This is a genomic window from Pseudomonas sp. 05N433 (assembly GCF_056396925.1).
This window is the reverse complement of record NZ_JBFTML010000017.1, coordinates 113,596-134,051: the sequence shown is the minus strand read 5'-3', so window position 1 is coordinate 134,051 and position 20,456 is coordinate 113,596. Positions and strand designations below refer to the sequence as shown.

Below are 20,456 nucleotides of genomic sequence, written 5' to 3'. Positions count from 1 at the left end.
TTGGATCCGTCAGCTTTGGAGCCACCAATTCAAAAGCGTTTCGTCATCATCGTCATCGAGGTTTTTATAGATGTTCGCGTAATACCATTGAATCCCGGTTTTTTCGCTAAACCGGTCGAAAAACTCATTGATCTTATCCATCCCGTTACTCGCAGGGACGGCCAACGAGAGATTGCCCTCAAACACACCATCCAGCGTTCCGCCCAACTCACGAACGACGTCGCTTTCGAGTCCAGCTATATCCTCAGGAGGAATATAGTCGGCATAGATATGAATACAGAAGTTCCCGCCTCGCTTTAGAACCTCCGCATGTGTGTTTTTATTTTTGATCGAAACGATATCCCCTCGTGCCAGATTGAGCGCGAGACCAGGCGAGGAAAGCAACTCAAAGGTATCCTCATCAATTTGACGAGCCAGAAGTTCCTCAAAGACAGGGCCATCGTCTGATACAAACACCTGAATCAGAACAGGCGCATTTTTATCGTCCATACGGTGCTCCACAACTTCCACGTTCAACACACGACATCCCTTCTTTTACGTAACCGCTATTCCCTGCGCTCAGGTTACACGATGCGCCTTCGAGATCCACGTTCACATCTGCAAGGTTCCCACCATTTGAGGTCGCCACATTCTTGTGCCCCAGGTGCATGTCATCAGGGTTGGTGGAGGTATGCCCACACCGCCAGCATTTGTAGACGCCCACCGGTTTACTCTTATCGATAAGTTTCTTACGGCAACCGGCCTGCCCTTTTCGACTGCCACCACCTACTTTACTCGCAGCCATTTCTTGAGGCGTTGCCCCGTTACCATCCGGGAGCGCGAACTTCGACGGTGGTTTCTTCACCAAACCAAGCGGGTCAATCCATTGGGTTGGATTGGGCGCGTATTGATGGAGGTTGATGCCACCTGCCAGACCTATCGGATCCTTGGAGATAAAGCGTCCGACCTGAGGGTCGTAGTATCTGTACCGGTTGTAGTGCAGACCTGTTTCGTGGTCGTGGTACTGCCCTTGGAATCGGATAGGGTTGGTCAGCCCTTGCTGCACTGCAAAAGCTGATCTCTGCTCCTGTATTTGCCCCCACGCCTTATAGTGAGCGCTCCAGGCAATATCACCATGTTGGTCAGTCAGCTCCTGCGGCGTACCAAGGTGGTCGCACTGGTACCAAGCCAACACGTCGAAAGGTTGTGCTTTCGGCGCATAGTTCCACAATGGGTCATCATCGAGGCTATAGTCGCCGCTGTATTCAGGCTGACTCACTAGATTAATCGGACTATGCCGAAGGGCCTGTGCAACGGGCACGAAGGTGCCAGGCTCGTAAATGTAGTGCACCGTGCGACCAGTGCCTCCATCTATGTGGGCCGGACTGCTTTCCCAAGACAGATTATCTCCATCCCATCCGTATAGAGTGAAGCCGCATCCAAGCTCGCGCTGTATGCGCCCCTGCTCGTTTCGGTTCCAGTGTGAACCAGCCTCAGGACGAGGTTTGTAGTGTGCCGTGGACTGTTTGTGTAAACGTCGTCCCAGAGCATCGTAAGCATATGCAACAGAGAGACGGGCATCCTCAAAATGCACCAATCGATCGAACAAGTCCCACTGCATTCGACTGCGACTTCCGTTGTGCCAACGCTGGATCTGATTTCCCCGATCGTCGTATTCGTAGTGCGTACCGGCATATTCGCGCAGAAGGTTATCAATAAGTTTGCTGCGCGGCGGATCCAGATCCAGTGGTCGGCGTACATCTGTGGCCTTGTCGTTAAGAAGGTTACCGGCCGGGTCGAAGGCAAACGTCTCAACACCAAGACGACTGGCGGCGCTGAGCAGCCGCCCGACCGGATCGTAACGATAAGCCAATGGGCCTCGACGGCTATCGTTCAGTTCGGTCAGTTGACCAACAGCGTCATACTTGTATTCGCGTTTTAGTAGAGTGGGCTTGTCATCACTACGCCCAAGGAGTTGTTCTTGCAGACGTCCTACCGGATCCCATTTTTGAGTCTGCAGTAATTGGTTACCCTGATGACGGGCAACTTCGCGGTGCAGATCATCACGTTCGTAGCCGATCAGTTCGTGGTCATCCAGACGCAATCCGAGCAAGTGCCCACTACCGTAAGTCAGCCAACTGACGCGGTGGCCGTCTGGACGGGTCGTGGCAACGCACTGGTTAAGTACATCGTACTCATGCCTCCAAATAGCAACAGTCGGCTTCTCCAGGCCCAGGTAATGCTGGTGCTCTCTTATCAGGTTACCCGCCGGATCGTAGAACCATTGCAACCGGCTCTGATCGTTTGTGGCCATAACCATATTGCCATTGCCGTCATAGGCGAAGGTCTCACTTTGCGCTGTGTTTCCCAGATTGGCGCGACGCTCTATCAATCGCCCCATGGGGTCAAAATTCATGGAGATAATGCGTTCACCATTGACCGCCCTGGCCAATCGACCGCTTTCTGGATCGTACTGATAACGCGTGGCACGGCCATCGAAGCCTGTTTCTTCAAGGAGTCGCCCGACCGGATCGTAATGGAACTGGGTGCGCTGGTCGTTTTCGTTTTCAAGTGTCACTAACCGGCCCAAGCGATCCCAGCGATAGCGTAGGGTTTGCTCAGAAGCGTCAACCCGTTCGGCGATCAGGCCGGCCGCGGTGTAGCTCCAGGTCGTACAGCGATCCAAGCCGTCGACATGGGCCAACAATCGCCCCTCGGCGTCGCGTTCGAAACGCTCTTCGCTCTTGTCCGGGTGCGTAATCAATACAAGTTGCCCTGCCTTGTATTGATACTCGGTGCTCTGCCCCGCCGCGTCGGTAAAACAGATCATCAGGCCGCGCTCGTCGTATTTCCAGGCACTGGTTTTTCCGGAGCAGTCGGTATATTTCACGAGTTGGCCAGCGTCGTTGTATTCGAGCTCTTTCTCGTTGCCGTTTGCATCCTTAATAGCGATCGGTCGACCTGCCTTGTCGTAGGCATATTCGGTTTTGTTGCCCAGCGGATCGACCGACTCCACCAAATTGCCGCCTTCATCGTAAGCACGCTGCCACTGGCCACCTTCAGCATCGCTGACCTTGATCAACTGATTCAGATCGTCATAGGCGTAGTGAGCCACGCTTCCATCAGGACTGATGTGCTCGAGCAGATTACCTCGCTCGTCGTAGCTGTAACGATCAGTGCTGCCGTCCGTGTGAACATGGCGAATCACATTCTTGGCGTCATCACGGAAGAACCACTCAGAGCGTTCGTCGGCATAACGAATCCGATAGGTGTAACCCAGGATGTCGTAGTAATGCCAAGTCTCGTTGCCATGGGCATCAGTGACGTAGGTAAGACGAATGTTTTCATCCCAGTCCAGGCGAGTGTCGAAACTGCCGTCGTCGGCCCATTCGCGAACAGCTTTCGCTTCGGCGGTGAGGCCCTGCCATTGCAAATTCATTCCGCGTCCGGTGCGGTCGGTATATCGCGTAAGCAGGTGGTGCTGGTACTGGTAACTCCAGGTTGCGCCGTTTTCATCCTGCGCCAGGATCAGATCCCCATTAGCGCCGTATTGATAACTGCATAGTTGTCGCTGCGGAGCACCATCACGAATTTCCCAAAGACCGGTCAGCCGGCCTTGTTCATCTATGAGAGTGCCTACATGCAGATGGACTTTTGTTACGTCATCTTGATAGGTGATCAAGTCCGAGAGAATCGACGAGTCGCCATGACGATGTTCGTAGTGCAGCATCATCCCAGCACCGCTGCGCAGCATCACATTCGTCAGCAAATAACTCTGACCACGACGCACATAGGTTTCCTTGCGCTCGAAACCGAAGCAGACCAGCAACTGATCTTCGCTTGAGCGTACCAAGGTGAGATTTTCGATGGCGTCATAATGGAAGAGGCCAACCTTGGGTAACGGAAAATCGATGCTCCGGCCATCGGCACCAAAAAACACCAAGCCATCGCCCCGACAGTCAAAACGAGTGGAGAACTCGGTTACCCAACGAGCACCAAGTTCACTATTGTCGAAAGCATCAAACCGAGAACTATAGGTACGTATCCATTCAATGGGGAATGGACCAGGAAGACTGAAATCGGTATGGCTCAGGGATTCAGAGCCCAATGCAAAATTGATGCTGTTGCAAGTACCGGTACAGCAACCGTTCTTGTCTCCCTTCGCCGCCTGCCCCGCCGGTGCTTCTTTGCTGCTGGCTCCCAACTGACCATCAGTACCTTGGCGTTGGGCCTTACTGGTGGCACCGGGTTTGACACTGGTACTCTGGCCATGCGCATTACGTTTGCGCCAGGTCGTGACCGAACCAGCCAGTACTACCAGCAGCCAACCGATGGAATGTTGAACGCCGGGATCACCGAGCTTACTCAACTGGCCGCGCAACTCCGGCCCCATAGCTCGCAGAGAAGCGGTATGACTGAGTACCAGGTGTTTGATTTCATCAGGCATCAGAGCCCGCGACGCGCTATTGGCCAATCCCTTGCCGGCAGCCTTATAGGCACTGAACGCTGCACCGAAAATGTTTCCGATGGCAGCCATGGGATCACTGAGCAACTTGTCGCCTGCCGCGCTCATTTGCTTCTTAGCATCTTGAACCGAGCCTTTGGTATCAAGCTCGCCCTTGACGACTGTCTCAAGTCCTTTGGCAATTTCGTTGATCGCGCTTTCACCAAGCTCGCCAGCGTCGGCGAGAATACCCGCTAGCTTCCCTTGAGCCTGCTTCACGAAATCATCTATCGTGCCGACGATGGTCGCATTCAAATGCCCGATTAGCACTTCAATCAGCGAATCACCGAGTAACATCTTGGCGCTGTTGCGCAGTTCCTGACGAACCAAAAACAGCGTCGGACGCAGACTCATGCGTGCAGCTGCCATGCTCGGCGGTGCGGGCAGTACGCCTATCAGGTTGATGCCGAGACTGACCCAGTCGAGCACTTCACGCTTCTTGCTCTTGGACAAGGTGACTATGTCACCCAGAGCATCAACAAGCGCCATGATGTTGCCGACCACCGGCAAAGAACCTGCAACGTTCTTGATCCGATCCAGTGTGACGACACCACCGCTGATGGATTGAAGCCAAGCATCGAATTTGGCTGCGCCACGTCCGACATCCTTAGCGTCAATGGCGTTAAGCGGAACGATCGCAACTTGGGGTTCACGTTTTACAACAGCAGTTTCAGTCGTCATGACAGCATCTCACCCGCCAGCAGGCCCGGGGTTTTAAAGGAAGTTGGGAGGGGTAACGGCCGGCAGGCTCGGCAACTTGCCGCTCTTACTCGCTGCGCCGAGGATGCGCGAAGCGCTTGGTGCGGCTGCGCTGGCCAGCTTCGGCAATCCGGCCGCCCCGCCCTGTAGAGCGCCTTGGACTTGCTGAGCCGTTTGCATCGCACCTTGCGCGGCCTGCACGGCACTCATGCCCGTCTGCGCCAAATCTTTACCCTTCTCTAGCATTTCGGCACTTTTGCCCGTACTCGGCAGCACTTGGGCAACCATGGATTGCACCTGTGCCGGAACGTCATCTGCACTCGGCGGTTTTAACGGCCATTCGGGTTTGCCGATGTAACTGCCATCGCTCCAGGTGTCCGCCGGATCCTTGCCGAACAACACCCGCGCCGGGCCCGGTGCGGCGCCAGAGACGCTGGCAAAGCCCTTCGCATCGAGCTTGCCCTTGATGCTCTTACCCAGGGCGTCGATGACTTCGTAATCGCCTTCCTTGATGCCTTGGCGCCCGGCGTACTGGTTGAACAGTTCGAGGTTGCCTTTGCCCGGCTTCGGTGGTTCGGGGAACACGCCGGCCAGACTCTTCGCCCCGGTGTAGGCGAAGCTCGCCGCATGAGCAGTGTACGGCCCGCTGGTAGCGTGGGTGATGCCGCCGGCGTTGTAGGTGGTGGCGCTACCGCCGCCCTGGATCACCAGCTCGGTCTTGGCGGTGATGGTGATGCGGTCGGCGTTGGCGGTGATGTTGAGCTTGGCCAGCAGGTTGATGCTGTCCTTCAGTGCTCGCACATCGATGTCGCCGGAGGCGGCGACCAGGCGCCAGCCCATGCTCTGCACGAACAGCCGCATGCCCCGACTGGCGCTGGCCAGCAGACGTTTGCCGATCGACAGACTGGTGTGGCCAGTGCTGCTCAGGGCCAGGTGTTCGCCGGTGGCAATGTGGCTGGAGCGCGGCGTGGTGAGTGCGATGCCGGCAGGACTCGCCAGTACCAGATGCGGTTCGGTGAACTCCGGAAATTCGTTGGCGGTCATGTTCGCTGGGCCGCTGCCGAGTATGCCTTGGTGCTGGGCGTGCAGCGCCTTGGCCACGTCATCCTGGTCGCCCGCTTCCTGAGCTTGCAGCTCCTTGGCCTGCATCGCGAAACCGTCCTGCTGATCGCTGGCCGTGGCCAGGCGCTCGGCGGTTTCCGGCAGATCCTTATGGTGTTTGGATTCGTTCGGGCGTGGCTCGGTGGTGATCAGCAAACCGGCGGCGGCGCGCACCGCGCCATGGCGGTCGGTACGCAGTTCGAAGCCTTCGCCGCGGGGCTGGCCACCGGACGGCCGCGGATGGGTCAGGTAGCCGAGGTTGATCGCACTGGCGCCGTGGTCGCTGCGCAGAGCAATGCTGATCTCGCTGGTGGTGTCGTCGATGCGCAATTCGTTGGCACGACTACCCTTGTATTCCTTGCTCTTGACCGTGGCCAGGGTCTTGAAGTCGGGCAGTTTGTACGGCGGCAGGTTCACGCCGTGGTACAGGCAACCGGTGATCAACGGCTGATCGGGATCGCCTTCGAGGAAGGTGATCAACACTTCCATGCCGATGCGCGGCAGGTTGATCGAGCCAAAGTTCTGGCTGGCCCAGTTCGAGGCCACGCGCATCCAGCAGCTGGTCTTGTCGTCGTGCTGGCCTTCGCGGTCCCAGAAGAACTGCACCTTCACCCGACCGTACTGGTCGCAGAAAATCTCCTCGCCTTCAGGGCCGGTGACCACCGCACTCTGGGTGCCGAGGACTTTCGGTTTCGGGTGTTCCAACGGCGGACGGTACGGCACGTCCCAGGGAATAGCACTGAACTGGTTGCGGTAGCCTTGGTGGAAATCGTCCTTGAGGTCGGTGACGTCGCTGCTGATCACCTCCTCCAGTACCTGCGGCTGCTTGCCTTCGTGGAGGATCTCGGTGAGCAGCCACAGGTCGTTCCACGCCGGGTTGGCGTGTGCGGTCAGCGCCAGGAAATGCCCACTGACCAGCAGTGGCTGATCGCTGTTGCCTTCGGCCAGGCGGTAGTCACTGCGATGGCGCTCCAGGGCGCGATTGGCCAGATGCTTGCCGCGCTCGCGATCAACGAAACGGCCCGGGTAATCGTAATCCTCCAGGTCGGGTTTCGCGGCGCTTTTGGCGTCACTTTCCAGCTCGATCTTCGGCTTGGTGAAATCGTAGTCGCGCCGCGTGGTGCGGCTGGTGCGGGTGATCATGCGCAGACCGAAGCGCTTGATCACCGGCTGATCCGCCACCAGCCCGGTGTCCTGCTGATAGGCCATCGGTGCCAGTTTCGGGAACACCGTCTGGTCATCGCCGAACACCAGCAAGTGGCCGCTGGCGCTGTGCTCGAAGTGGTAGTGAATCCCCTCCTCTTCGCACAGGCGCTGGACAAAGTGCAGGTCGGATTCGTCGTACTGCACGCAGTAGATGCGTTCGGGATACACCGCACTCAGCTGGAACTTGTGTTCGCTGGCAAGGATGCCGTGCTCTTCCAGGACCTGGGCGATGATCTGCGGCACGGTCATCTGCTGGAAGATGCGCTGGTTGACCCGATGCGCCAGGTAGGCCAGTTGCGGGCGCAGGGAAATCCGGTAGCGGGTCAGGCGCTTGCCGGCCTCGCCTTGGGCGATGCTGTAGACAAGCCCGTGAATGCCTGTGCCCGTGGGGGACAGCTGCAGAAACGCCAGTTTGTGCAACACGCTTTCGAGGTTGATCGCGGCTTTTTCGCTGACCAGTTCCAGTTCGAACTCGAACGGCTGGTTCAGGCGCTCCCGGCCGGTGAAGGACAGCACCTGGAAGTAGCTGTCCGCCCCATCGATGGTCAGGCTGAAATGGGTCTGATTGGCCGGTGCGAACATTCCGTGTTCCTCATGCGATGTTGCGGCACTCGTCGACGCCCGATGGCGATCAACGACTGCAAAAATTCTTCAGGAGTACCACCCACCTCGACCAGTCATGCTGGCCGAGGGGTGAAACGGTCAGTCGCGATTAAACGACTGGAGCGCGCCAGTCATCGGAGCCCGAAGTACCGGATACTTCGTGGGTCCAGGTGATTTTGCGGTAGGTGAATTGCACTTCTTCCAGGTGCGTGAAGTGCGCGTTCGACGGATCCTGGCAGTTGTGCATTTTGTTGTTGATGGCGACGATGATCGCGTCTTCCAGTTTGGTGGTGTAGTAGTGCTCCTGGGTACCTTGAGCCGAAGTGCGGTACCACTGGATAACGATTTCGCTCATGCGCTCGCCGGAGGTCAGCGCCGCTTGCAGCAGTGGCGAAGACTTGTCGTAGACCTTGGTGATCACGACTGGCTTGTGTACACGCTGACCGGTCGGTTGGCCGGACTGAGGGTCACGCGGGATGATCACGTCGTGGCTGAACGCCTGAACCATGACCTGGTCTTCGTGACCTTCCTGGTAGGTGTTGCCCACGGAGTCGGCGGTGAACGCGCCGGCAGTGATCAGGCCTTGTTTCTCGCCAGTAACGGACATGTACGCGGGTGTTGCCATGGGATGCTCTCCTTGCTCAAAAGACAGGACCGGACGGCGAGATTGCCTGCCCAGGTGTCGGCGGAGATATCAAAATCCATGCCAGTCATCATATAGCCATTACGTATCAAGGGGTTAAGTGGGCTCGGCGGAGACTTTTTCGATTTTCACGGAGAGAAATAGAAGGAAAGTGCGCAAGAAGTTGCGCAGTACTGCGCAACATAATGCGCACATCCCAACTGCTCCGTACTTGAGGGACACCTCAAGACAGGTGTGGGATAAAAGCTACTCCGGGGATAGGCAGCTATCGGCTGTGGACAGTCAGATCCAGCCCGTGACCGGCCTGGCAGCTTGCATCGAAACTAGGATCGTCGCTGCGGAAGGTGAATTCTGCTTGGCGCCCCATTTAGTACGAAGCCCGCCCAGAAGAACGGTCCAGCGGTCATCGGCGCATCCTGGCCTTCCAGACTCAGGGCATTGTGCAGACATTGCAGTTGCGCATCGCGTAATGCGAGATCACGCGGCAGGTGTTCGAGATTGTCATAGAAGCGGTTCATGAAAGCCTCGCCGATCTCGTCGGCAACCTGCCACAGTGAGGCGAGCACGCTGTGCACGCCACAGCGCCATAGCACTTCTGGCAAACTGATAACCCAGCGGCCGGGAATCACGTAGCTATCGGCGGACCAGCACGTGGACAAAGTGACATGCTGGCAAGCTGAGAGACGCAGTGCGGCGAGGTCACGAATGGTCAACCGGCGACTCGCCCCATGCTCGTCCTTGATCCACAGGCCCGACTTGTCGGGCGCATCGGGCTCGAAGGCACCGTGACACGCAAAGTGTGCAATGGCGGCCTCACCGAGATCGCGCGTAATGTCGGCATGGCATGCCTGTTCGTCGAGGTACACCTTGCTCTCCATACCATGCGCACGCAGCCACGCGTCCGCCCGCGCGCACTCAGTTCCAACCGACTCGAGCGTGGCCTCGCCTGGCGCCTGCCCGACGCCGACTACGAGGCCCTTGCCATCGGCGATATGATCGTCGCGTGGAACGCGCTGCAGCGAATGAAAGCCGAGCGAGATGGCAAAGCGCTCCACCAGGTAATGGCCGTCATGTTTGAGCGCGGCGAATGGCAGGCCGTGCAGGACGTCATCGGCGATGATCGTGAGCCGCTCGACGCGGTTGGGCAATGCCCCGATCCACGCGTCGAGGTTGAGCATCTGGCCGAGCGAGACGAGTAGCTCGTCCGCCTGCCGTTGCCGAGCGTCGACCTCTTCCACATCGCCGGCCACAGCGAAAAATGGCTCGCGTTGCGCGAGCTGATGCCACCGCGCCACCGCGTCGCGCAATGCCACACGTGTCACGGGCCGTACCGCGAATCCTGCGCCTAGGAATGTTGACCACATTACGAGCACACGATCTGGTAACACTATGAACGACACGACAGCCCGATCTCGCGCCGCCAGTGCCATCACGCTGAGCATGCGGACGATGTACCTGACGCCGTTCGCGGCAGGCACCCGGAAGTCTTTTTCCGCAGAGCCGATCTGCTGTCCCGCCAGACCGGCCTTGAACACGTTGAGACGGTTCGCCAGGTCGGAGAGCTTGCGCAAAGTCGCATATCGCCCGTAAAGGCGTCGCCAAGGTTGCATGGCGCGCGTCGCCTCCATTGTGCGCACGAGTTCTTCGACGCGTGCCTTCAGTTCGTTCTCTTCCGCGGTGAATTTGTTGAGCAGAAAGATCGCCCGTTCCGGGCTCTCCAGCGATGCACACAAGATGTCGAGCAGTTGGGCCGCATCGGCAATGACCTGTCCGGCTTCGCTCGCTCGGCCGAGGTGCATTAGGTTCTCGGCGCGTTGCTGTGTAAGCCGCCACTGCTCCGGCACGAAGCCCAGCACTTTGAGGCGCGCCATCGCCTTCACATAGCACGTCTCCGCGCCTGCGTGGTCGGCGCGGGCGGCACGCAGCATGCCTTCCAACACAAGTAGCCGCGCCCTGATGATGTCCGAGTCGGAATGTGTGTAGGCTTGCTTGATCAGGTCGTAGCTACGCACTGCCTTCGCCGGATGTGTAGCGAGATCCCACTGGAAGGCGAGCGCACGATCCTCGAATTGCGCGAGAAAGCTGTCCCGGTCCGACGTCTCGCCGAACTGCGAGGGCAGCGCTCGCAGGCCGGGGCCGAATCTCAGCGTGCTCCATTCTTCGGCCATCGACCTGACCGATAGGGTCATTTCAACGGCCTGCGCCGACGAGACACGTCGCGCCAATGCGACATGTCGGATGGACTCCGTGCGCGCCAAGAGCACGCGGTCGCCGAGCGCGCTCGCAAGAGCATGCGCGCCGTCGATCAGGTCCAGCGCCTCTTCCACCCGATTCAGCAAAACGAGTGCGTGCGCGAGATTGAGCGCCGCAACGGCCTGTGCACGATGCAGGGAGTTCGATGCGCATAATGTCATCGCATCGCGCAGATGCCGGACCGCACCGGACAGCTCGCCACGCAGGAGCGCGATCTTTCCTTCGAGCTCTAGGGTTTGCAAGCGCGCAGCGGGCGACTGAGAATCGGCGCGGCACTGCGCGAGCGCGTCTTGCGCATCATCGAGCCGGCCCGCTTCCAGCAATGCGCGCGCCCTCGACGCATGCAGTCCGGCTTTCGTTTGGTGTACTAGCGACTGCAAGTCAACGTCGGACGCGTGATAGAGACCGCGCTCGAGCATACGGAGCGCATCGCCATAGACGCCTAGCCGCATCATGAAGCCGCCCATGACGAGATAGGCGCGCGTCAGGCATACAGCGCGCTCGTCCGGAGGGAAGTTCCGCCACACGATACGCGCTTCCCACGCATCGAGCCCCACCGCATCGGTGGCGATATCGTCCAGCGCGCCGATATGGCTCGCCAGATCGTTGAAGCAACCGACGGCGTCATCGAACCGGCCCGTACCCAACAGGATCTCGACGCGCTTGAGCCGCGCGTAATCGGCAGCAATCGTGTTCTCCGCCTCGTCGCACAGGACGACCATGGCGCACAAGAGATCGTCTGCCGCTTGCGCATAGCCGAACAGCACAGCCAACTCCGCGAGCCGCTCGATCACCATCAGGTCGGCGCCCCGGAACGCATGGCCTCCGCCGGTGCGGCGATCCAGCAGCCGCTTCATAATCTCGCGATAGCCATCGAAAGCCTGCCGGAAGCGCAATGCGCGAAGATCAGCCTCCGCCGCCTGCATGCGCGCATGCATCTGGCTCAAGGTGAAGGGATCGTCTGGGGAGCTCATTCCGCGGCTCCGTCGCTTAGTTCGCCATCACCAACAGAACACGCGGGCGCCTCGGTTCGGCGGACGCGTCTGCGCCATCGCAGCTTGGGTCGTTCACGACCTGATTGCATGAGCGGGACGAGGAGCCCGGAAGCTGATTAGGAAGGGGAATATATTGTTTCGCCTTGATGACTGGCGTGAACTCGGTCTGATGATCCGCCGACCAGATCACCGAAGGGCGATACTGAGCAATATCCCCATCCGGCAGCTCCACGAACTTGCCGAGCTTTCCGCTCACAATGTCGGGAATCGCCTTGTCGATGGGCTGGTTCCAATCCAAATGATCGAGCGAGGCGGTCGATTGACGATAAATCACCCAGTCATCGCGCCGCAAGTCGCTCACGCCGAGGACGTGACCATCGGAGGGCATGCCGCGCAGCGTCGCCTCGAAGTCGAAACGCCCACCTTGCACACGCGGTGTGAGCATGTCTATCCACGAGTCGCCATGGCTGCCAGCGTGCTCCTGGCAATGCACGAACTGCGCGAAGCGCGATATGTCACTGTGCGGATCCGCCGTGGCCTGGATACGCGCGTTAACCTCGTCATAGAACGCCTGCCGGTCAACCGGGCCCATGCCTGGGGCGCGGCTCAGAGCCTCCACGGCGGCGTCAACGCGGCCGCGTTCCAACTCAACCAGGCTGCGGCGTAGCGCGATCTCGGGACGGTCCCCATAAGTCACCCTAAGCCGGTCGAGATAGTGCAGCGCCTCGTCAGCACCCAGTTGTTCGTGGATGTCGTCAGTACGCCTGACCGCCTTCGCCACCGCATTGTCGATTGCATGGCGGGCGGAAACCGGATCGTCCACGAGATGCAGAGCGGCCTTGCGCATGTTGCCCTGCTCGAGATTAGCGACCAGCTCGGGCCGCGCGGCCCCTTCCCCATGCAGCATGAGCTCCTTGACGCCCGAGCCGCGTGCAGCCTCGCGGATCGCATCGAGATCGGCGCGTTGCAGGTTGTCGCCAATCGCAAGCGAATTGTTGCCTGCGTCCTTCGGAATCATATGCACGATGCCGCTGTCGCGATCGACCCACGCGCTGACGTCACCCTGGCGTGTGTGTACTGTTATGACCTCGACTGGCGCGGCCTGGTCGGGAATCAGCACGATCACATGCTTGCCGTCCGCCGTGACCTCGATCGTGACATGTCCGTTGCCAAGTATCTCCCTCATTTGCGTGTCATGGAGCATGCGCGCCTGGATGACTGTCGTCACATCGTCGTCGAAGCCGGCGGCGCGGAGTTGCCAGTCGGAGTCGATATTCACTCTTGGCGTCTTTTCGGGTGCGAATTCACCCCATTCTCCGCCACGCTCGAAACGCGCGAACACCGAGTCTTTACCTTGCACGCGCAAGACCGTGCTGATCATCGGGTTAGCCTGCATCACCGCGACCGGATCGGTGGCGCCGCTCAGATCGCGTGCTAGCGCGCTCACCCGATCCATTCTGCGCGCCTGCAGGCCGATCCTGAATCCGTTGGCTGTGCGCTCAACGCTGAAATCATCGAGTGGCACGTCGGCTATGCGAGACTCGATGCGAACTGTGCCGGGCTGAGTTATCACAGTGCTTGTGAACTCAGAATCAGAGACTTGCGTGGAGATGGAACGCAGCTTCGTGGCCTCCTTCGCTTTGGCGACGATCAGGAAACGATCCTCGTTTATCGGCCTGAGCCGGACCAGCATGTCGTCGATCGACTCGAACTCCCTGATTGGTTTAAGCGTAAATAGCGTTTCGTCGAAAGTCTTTATCGAAAGCTGTCCTTCGGAAGTTCGGATCGCGTTCAAGTCCGATGAATATTTGATGGTGGAGCGCCGCAAGACCTGCTCAACACCATCGGCGAGCGAGGGCCGCATAGCTGCATCGCGCATTGCTAGTGACACGCCACCCTCGGTGACTGGGCCGCTCAACTGCGGCAACGCCTCTGTCGTGGTGCCGGCATAGCCAGCCTTGAGAAAGCCAACTTCGTGCCATTGATCGAAGCGCAGCGCCTTGTTGCGTGCTGCCCACTTCGGGAACACGTTGCTGCGGTCCACAGTGACCGAGCTCAGGTAATCGAGCTGGTGCATATCCAGCGTCTGGTTCAGCCACGCGATCACGACACTCCATTTCATGATCTCGTTCAGACGCTGGTATTGGGGCTCGTAATCAGCCACTTCCTCGTAGTGGTCGTTCCACCATTCGATGGCCGCCGCGAGGAACGCCGAAGTCTGGACTTCCTCGCCGGGCGTAGCCTCGTTGTGCCCCGCCGAGTAGATCCGCGTCGCCGTGCGCGCGAACAGCAACGTGCCGTTGTCATTGGCGACCTGGTAGCCCTGATTAGCCGGCCCGAACCACAGGCGAGCCGCAGACAGCTCCTCGGACTCCTTGTCGTATACGTGCGAGAGCTTCACGTGCGGATCGTCGACGAAGCCCATGATGGCTTTGCGCCGCGGCGACGACTTCACGAAGTCAATGGTCCAAAGTTTTGCGATCAGATCGGTATAGAACAGTGTCATCCCCGCCGACGTACCCTGCAAATCGCCGTCGTAGCGTGCGGCCTGATAGGAGCAATCGGCCTTCGCCTTTTGCATCAGCAAGCCGAACAGAAAAGTATTCCTGTCTTGTAGCAGTTGCCCGGCCATGCGCACGTATGGACCGATATCGTTGTTGTCCAGACCTTTGTCCACCGCTTGGATGCCGCCGTCGCCGAACACGCTCCTTGACTGCTCGGCGGGCATGGCTGCGAAGATCCCGTCGAACAGCTTGCGTAGCTTGGGAAACTGGACAACCGGATCGAGCGAGAAGCCGGAGCCCCCGACGATGTGCTGTGCATGATACTCATCCCTGAGCTGTTTTTTGAGCCGCTCAGTGTCAGCATCGTAGTCCGCCTGTAGCGACGACGTGCTGACGCCTTTCGCCACCATCGCATCGTAGCGGGCGTTGAGAGCTTGAAGACGCTCGTCGGCCTGCGCGTTGAACTTTTCTTCGCGAACGCGGTTGTTCCGCTCTGATTGCCAGACCGCCGCCACCTCTTCCACGCCGATCGGACTGTGATGGCCACTCAGGAACTTGCGCCCCCCCGCGAGCACACCATTCGGTATCTTGGTCACGAACGTAAGATCATCCACGGCGGCTATGAAACCGTTGAAATCGGCGATACTGGCAAGCGGCATTTCGACATAACCGTATTGGGCGGAGAACAGGTCTGCATAACTCACGTCCTGAAGGCGCGTGAGGCGCGCCGTGGCATGATCGCCGTCCAGTGAGTACTCAACCACTTCCATGCGCTCGAACGGCTCACCGAGGTTCTTGCGCTGCTGGTCGGCGATATGTGCAAGATCGTCCCTGCGCTGTGCCTCGCTACGGCCAGCAAGCACGAGGGCGATTACTGTAGTCTTGTCGAGCACTCTCGAACGCGTGTCGCCATATTCAAAGGTGCCTAGCGCGCGCATGTAACCACGCCGCATGGGCGGCAGATCGAAGAAGATGTGGCTGAAGTTTTCTGCCTTCAGGTCCCGGGCACTAACCACCGCGAACAGCAGCCAGTCGCGGTACTGGTCGTTACGCTCGAACGTCGTAAAGTCCTGCATGCTGATAGCGTCCGCCGAGAAGTCGACCGCTTGTGGGACGCCCACCACGAGATCACGCGCCAGGACGGGCAAGCTGTGGTCATAAGTGTTCGCGTTCGCCTCTTCAGTCATAGATACGGAGACCGAATGGTCTACACCGCGTGTCGCGTACAAATAAGCGACCTGCCCCGCGCTCGCGATCAACACGAAAATCGCAACAGTGGACACCAACCGTTTCATAATTGCACTCCTTGCAATGCCAGTTTGCGATAGGTATCGATACGGGCCGCGGCATGCGGTTCGCGAAGATTCTCCACGGTCGCGAACCAGCCGAGGAATGCCTTGGCATAGGCGTCCCACACGCCTGGCTCGCGCGGATCGCCGATCCCAAACGACCGCGCTTGGAGAAAACGCTCCGACGCCTCAATGACCGAATCGTAATCGGCGGAGGATGCGTTCGCGATTTGCCACACAGCTTCGTCGCGGGTTCGGTGCGCGGGTATTTCGATCGCGGAGAACGCAGCGGCGACGGTAACGCTCAGCGCGGCCGCGAGAGCCAACCTGCGCGCGCCTGTCGCGGCTGAACCGGCGTACCAGTCGCGAAACGACACACGGTCTCCACTGACGGCCGACGCCGGCGGGATTGTGAGCACGGGCGCTACGTCCGACTCCACTGGAGTATCGCTTGCCTGAGCATCCGGGTCTCCTTGCGCGCCGTTCTCACGACGACGTCGCACGATGAACGAGGCAACGCGCTGCGCGTCAATGGCGGGCAACTCGGCATTCGCCGCCCTCATGCCATCGAACGCTTCAGCAAGCTCGGACTGCGTGTCCGCTTCGGAGCTGTAGATCTCGATCACCACCTCACGCAGCGCCGCGAGTGCGCCATTGGCGGGTCGCGCCGGCAAGGGCTCGCCAGTCAGTTCGCGCCACAAGCCCGCATCGGAAGCAACGAGTTGCCTGTCGCTAAGTGCAGCCGCTTCCGCCGACTGTCTGAACGCCTCGAGCGGACCGAAGCCTGCTTGCGCATCCAAGAAGAGCTTCTTTCCGGTTTCGCTAAGTTGCTTGCCTTTCGATCTCTTGAGCTCCTTCATGACTTCTTCGGTTTTCGTCTGAAGCTGTTGCATCTGCTCGACGAGCTGAGCAAACGTTTCACTGGCCTCCCTCAACGCGGGATATAGCCGCGTGGCCTTATCCGACGCCACGAGCGCCTGCGCGCAAGAGTTGTCGTTGGCGAGTTGTACGCTGAGCAGGTGGTACGCTTGGCCAAGATGTTCATGGATCTGGAGGCGATCGGGATGCGCGTTAACGAGAATTTCGAGGTCCTTAATCGCCGGCCGCAGTACGATGATGTTCTTCGCCGCGTCGAACTTCAGTTGCCTGCACGCGCGTTCTAGTTTGAGGCTCGCCAGGCGCTCCGAGAGCGCCTCCTTCATTTTCGAATCGGTCTCTTTGACCAGTCTGGTGATAGCCTCGCTGTATTCTCCTGCGTTCGCCAGCGCATCGATCTGAAGTCTGAGGAGAGGCAACCGGATCGTGCCCAGATCGGCTCCACCGAGTTGACACAAAGCCAGCATGGCCTCGATCCATGTCCCCTGCCACGGCACGCGCTCACTCACTTTGGCCGAGCCCTGGTCGACGCAACCGTTTACAAATGCGCACATAGAATCGAGAAACAGTTCGTCGGTGAGTAGCGTGCGCAGCGCGGCGCCGTCGGGTACGTCCGGGCATTCGAGCTTGCGCGCCGCTGCTTCCCAATGCGCGTCACGCGGCCACTCCTTGCGCAGGCAATGAAGCAACTCGTCCCAGAAATAGGCAGCGCTCTCGAAGCGACCCGAGCACTCAGCTTCGAACGCCATGCGATGCTGGCGTAGCAACTCCGCAATACACTCCTCACCCGAGCGACGCCACCTGAAGTCGATCCATCTGCCGTCGGCCGCATCCTTCTCGAGAGTGCGTAAGGCGTCCCATGTCGGATTGCCGTTGGCAGCGTCGCGAAAGAGTTCCGTCGACGGCAGCGGCAGCACGCGTCGCTCGCACGGGCGTTCAAGAAAGCACCTGTCCATATCCAGCTCCTAGAACGTGGGTACTAGCCCGGGCGACTGCAACTGCATCGGGCTGTCATGTTGTCAATCGATGTCGCTCCTATGCGGCACGTGGTGCTCGCTGGCGCAAGTGAGCGCATCGTGAATGCGTCGGGCAATTTCCGGGTCGCGCAAATAACCGGAAATGCCGTGACGGTTCTCGGTGTCGTTCACGACGTCGTTCTTGTTCTCGATCGCCGGCTTGATAGAAAACGATTCCGTGTCGAGCGGATGAAGCGCAACCAAGTCGCGCGGATCGCGTGCGTTGAACCATGCTGCGACACCCACGGGATGCACGATGGGCGCAAGGCGCAAACGAATGGCCCGCACGCCGAGCGGCGATCCCAGCGTGATCAGCATTGGCACTTTCCAGCCGCACGTTTCGGCTTCGCGGCGCAAAAGGTTATACGCGACCACCGTGCCGAGCGAATGCGCCACTACCACCGACGGCGTGTCCACGCTCAATGCCGTGCGCACGCCAGCCTCAATGCGGTCGCGGATACCCGGGCGCGTCAGATATCGATGCACGTCGCGGGTGGCGAGCGCGATGCTCGCGCCGCTGGCGAAGGGTACGTTGCGGTCCAGCGCCCTCAGAATTGCGAGCAGGTATGCCTCGTGGTCGAGCATGCCGCGAGCGACGGTGCGGTTCTCGTCCTCGGCCTCGATCTGCTTAGGTGTGAGCGAACTAAGCGCCGCCACCTCCTCGAGCACTTGTTGAATGAAGATTCGCTCGGCGCTGCTTTGCGCGGCGCCTCGTACGATTACTTCGGCGACATGCTCGGCTGGAGTATCGTTTACTAGATCGTAGAGCGTCTGCCCGTAATAGGGAAAGTGTACATCCTCGGCCGGCAGCGGAAGAGACAGGCCGGCCGACGCGAGTCCGGAGTCTAACGCCTCCAACCACTCTTTCTTCAGGGCTGAGGCATCCTTCATTTCCTGCGAGCGGCCGTGCACGAATACTAGGTTGCACTTCACTGGAGTTCCCCTTGTATCATTGCGGTGTAGATCGGGTCGTGAGCCCTTGCCTCGAACAAGGTCCACAGTGACGGAAGCAGATATCGTTCGAGCGATAAGAGCGCCTCCGGAATGCAAGTGCGGAAGGCAGGCAGAAGGGCCCAACCCTGGGAAAGCAACGGCAAGCCAGGGCTGCCGTGCGTGATACGTAAAGGGACGGACGGGGCGCCACCCCAGCCGAGCAGGTTCAGGTCGAACAGCCTCGCGCCGAAGCGTATCTCGACCATTCCGGCAAGCCGGCGAATCAGATCGGATCGTTGCGCTTCGTGACAGCAGTAAGCGCAGTAGAGCGCGAGCCCAATATCTTCATTGGACGGAGTGCAGACGTAGTCCGTCAACGCATCCAGCACCGATTCGTTAAGGCGCAATTGTCCGTCGTTGGCAGCCGCCGAAATTGCGGACCTGAGGTCGTCCAGTCCGAAATCCCATGCTTTCTCGCAACCCGCGTCCCGGCCTCCGACCAGTTGGTAACTTACGTCCACGAGCAAGCTGGTTCCTGCCCCGGTCGGATGACCAGGCTCAAATACAAGTCGCGTCTGTAGCCCGGCGATGGTGGGAAGCACTGTAACGGCGCCGCTACTGAACCGTAGCAGTACATTCACGACGGGCTCGTCCGTTTTTATGGTCGCGGCCAATTTCGACGGATGCATTGTAGCCGTCGCGGTCGAAGGAACAGCTACTGAGCGCAGTTCTTCACCCAACACCTCGAAACTGCAGCCCTGAATCTTAAAGGGCGTGTCTCGCTCCATGAGCCGACGCTGAAAGCAAGACCTGAACGAACTCATCTCGACGCTCCAAGGCAGGGGCGGCGGCAATAAGTACTTTTGAACTCGTTCAGAAGTGACCGTCCCGGAAATCATTTTTTCAATCACATCCGCTGGCGAGGGTCTTGGCGACAGCGACGCTCCGTGTCCGCGCATGCGAAGTTGCAAAGGCACTTTCGACAGCCATTCCTTGCGCGACACGATGCGCGCATCCGGAATCTGGTTGAGCTGATTAAGTGGACCGAAGCGCTTTTCCAGACGCGCCGGAACCAGGCACTTCAACTGCTCGTGCAAGCGGTCCGCGCGGATCACGCCTGTGCGGGACGTCTCGTCCGTCTCGGGTTCGATGATTCCGCCGTGCATACCGCGCAGGCATTCGACGAGGGCTTCAGAATAGATCGCGCCGTAGCGTTCGGCGGACTCGGTGACGTTGCGTATCTCATAGGCAGCGTTGCCACGCGAACACGCGAAAAAAACATCGACTTTTTGTTCAAAATCGCAGGTTACGTCGTTCGGGAAAATTTCGGTGCCCGTTACCTGCGTGGCCTGGATACCATCCGGCGCCGTTCTGCAGGCATCCGAAATGAGTACGACGTGAGGGATGCCGCAATAGCGCGCGAGCTGGATGCTGCCCTCTACGTTGACCGCCTCTCCCGTGCTAATCGGCGCACGCGACAGCAGCCAGCGCTCGCCGCGGTTATGAATGCCGTGTCCCGCGAAGTAGACGATGAGTTGTCCAACGGTGCCACGCCCGACCAGCTCCGCGATCGCGTCGCTCACCTGATGGGCCCGCACCTCGCCAGAGATTTCGTCGCATAGCACTATGAGGTAGTCTCCGCCGATACCCTGAGACTCGGCCCATCGTTTCATCTGCCTGATTCCTTCCCCAACGGCGGAAAGTTCCGGCAAGCCCCGGATTTTACTAACACCGATCAGGACAACTGCTCGCTCCATCTTTTTCCTCGGAAATCATGGTATTTCAATCCAAGCATCTCGCACGAAGCGGTACATGGCGAAGTAATTCGCGCGGAGCGTCAAGTGGCGTTGATTCC

9 protein-coding genes are annotated in these 20,456 nt (G+C 59.2%); all 9 read right to left on the bottom strand.

The features are described from left to right. Positions 1-9 precede the first annotated feature (9 nt). Complete coding sequence (locus AC1DIS_RS11940; protein WP_477748554.1) at positions 10-489, bottom strand: DUF4265 domain-containing protein; 480 nt, start codon at positions 487-489, stop codon at positions 10-12. Beyond that, complete coding sequence (locus AC1DIS_RS11935) at positions 479-5,164, bottom strand: RHS repeat-associated core domain-containing protein (RefSeq protein ID WP_477748553.1); 4,686 nt, start codon at positions 5,162-5,164, stop codon at positions 479-481. The genes AC1DIS_RS11940 and AC1DIS_RS11935 overlap by 11 nt, the downstream gene beginning before the upstream one ends. Positions 5,165-5,197: 33 nt before the next feature. After that, a complete protein-coding gene (locus AC1DIS_RS11930; RefSeq protein ID WP_477748552.1) occupies positions 5,198-8,071 on the bottom strand; it encodes a type VI secretion system Vgr family protein in 2,874 nt (957 codons plus the stop codon). Between the two features lie 130 nt (positions 8,072-8,201). Then, positions 8,202-8,717 (bottom strand): Hcp family type VI secretion system effector, encoded by a 516-nt coding sequence (locus AC1DIS_RS11925; RefSeq protein ID WP_074687775.1) that lies wholly within the window; start codon positions 8,715-8,717, stop codon positions 8,202-8,204. A gap of 341 nt (positions 8,718-9,058) precedes the next feature. Further along, on the bottom strand, positions 9,059-11,962 hold the full coding sequence (locus AC1DIS_RS11920) for a CHAT domain-containing protein (protein WP_477748551.1): 2,904 nt from the start codon (positions 11,960-11,962) through the stop codon (positions 9,059-9,061). A gap of 16 nt (positions 11,963-11,978) precedes the next feature. Next, positions 11,979-15,782 (bottom strand): hypothetical protein, encoded by a 3,804-nt coding sequence (locus AC1DIS_RS11915; RefSeq protein WP_477748550.1) that lies wholly within the window; start codon positions 15,780-15,782, stop codon positions 11,979-11,981. Then, positions 15,779-17,608: a hypothetical protein gene (locus tag AC1DIS_RS11910; RefSeq protein WP_477748549.1), complete on the bottom strand. Its 1,830-nt coding sequence runs from the start codon at positions 17,606-17,608 to the stop codon at positions 15,779-15,781. The genes AC1DIS_RS11915 and AC1DIS_RS11910 overlap by 4 nt, the downstream gene beginning before the upstream one ends. Positions 17,609-17,671: 63 nt before the next feature. Further along, entirely contained in the window at positions 17,672-18,601 is a 930-nt protein-coding gene (locus tag AC1DIS_RS11905; RefSeq protein WP_477748548.1) for an endopeptidase, read from the bottom strand. Further along, on the bottom strand, positions 18,598-20,358 hold the full coding sequence (locus AC1DIS_RS11900; protein ID WP_477748547.1) for a caspase family protein: 1,761 nt from the start codon (positions 20,356-20,358) through the stop codon (positions 18,598-18,600). Before AC1DIS_RS11900 ends, AC1DIS_RS11905 begins: the two co-directional genes overlap by 4 nt. Between the last annotated feature and the right edge of the window lie 98 nt (positions 20,359-20,456).

Bases quoted from the DNA above. Each gene is read 5' to 3' on its own strand.
- AC1DIS_RS11940 (WP_477748554.1), bottom strand. From the start codon at position 489: ATGGACGATAAAAATGCGCCTGTTCTGATTCAGGTGTTTGTATCAGAC.
- AC1DIS_RS11935 (WP_477748553.1), bottom strand. From the start codon at position 5,164: ATGACGACTGAAACTGCTGTTGTAAAACGTGAACCCCAAGTTGCGATC.
- AC1DIS_RS11930 (WP_477748552.1), bottom strand. From the start codon at position 8,071: ATGTTCGCACCGGCCAATCAGACCCATTTCAGCCTGACCATCGATGGG.
- AC1DIS_RS11925 (WP_074687775.1), bottom strand. From the start codon at position 8,717: ATGGCAACACCCGCGTACATGTCCGTTACTGGCGAGAAACAAGGCCTG.
- AC1DIS_RS11920 (WP_477748551.1), bottom strand. From the start codon at position 11,962: ATGAGCTCCCCAGACGATCCCTTCACCTTGAGCCAGATGCATGCGCGC.
- AC1DIS_RS11915 (WP_477748550.1), bottom strand. From the start codon at position 15,782: ATGAAACGGTTGGTGTCCACTGTTGCGATTTTCGTGTTGATCGCGAGC.
- AC1DIS_RS11910 (WP_477748549.1), bottom strand. From the start codon at position 17,608: ATGGACAGGTGCTTTCTTGAACGCCCGTGCGAGCGACGCGTGCTGCCG.
- AC1DIS_RS11900 (WP_477748547.1), bottom strand. From the start codon at position 20,358: ATGGAGCGAGCAGTTGTCCTGATCGGTGTTAGTAAAATCCGGGGCTTG.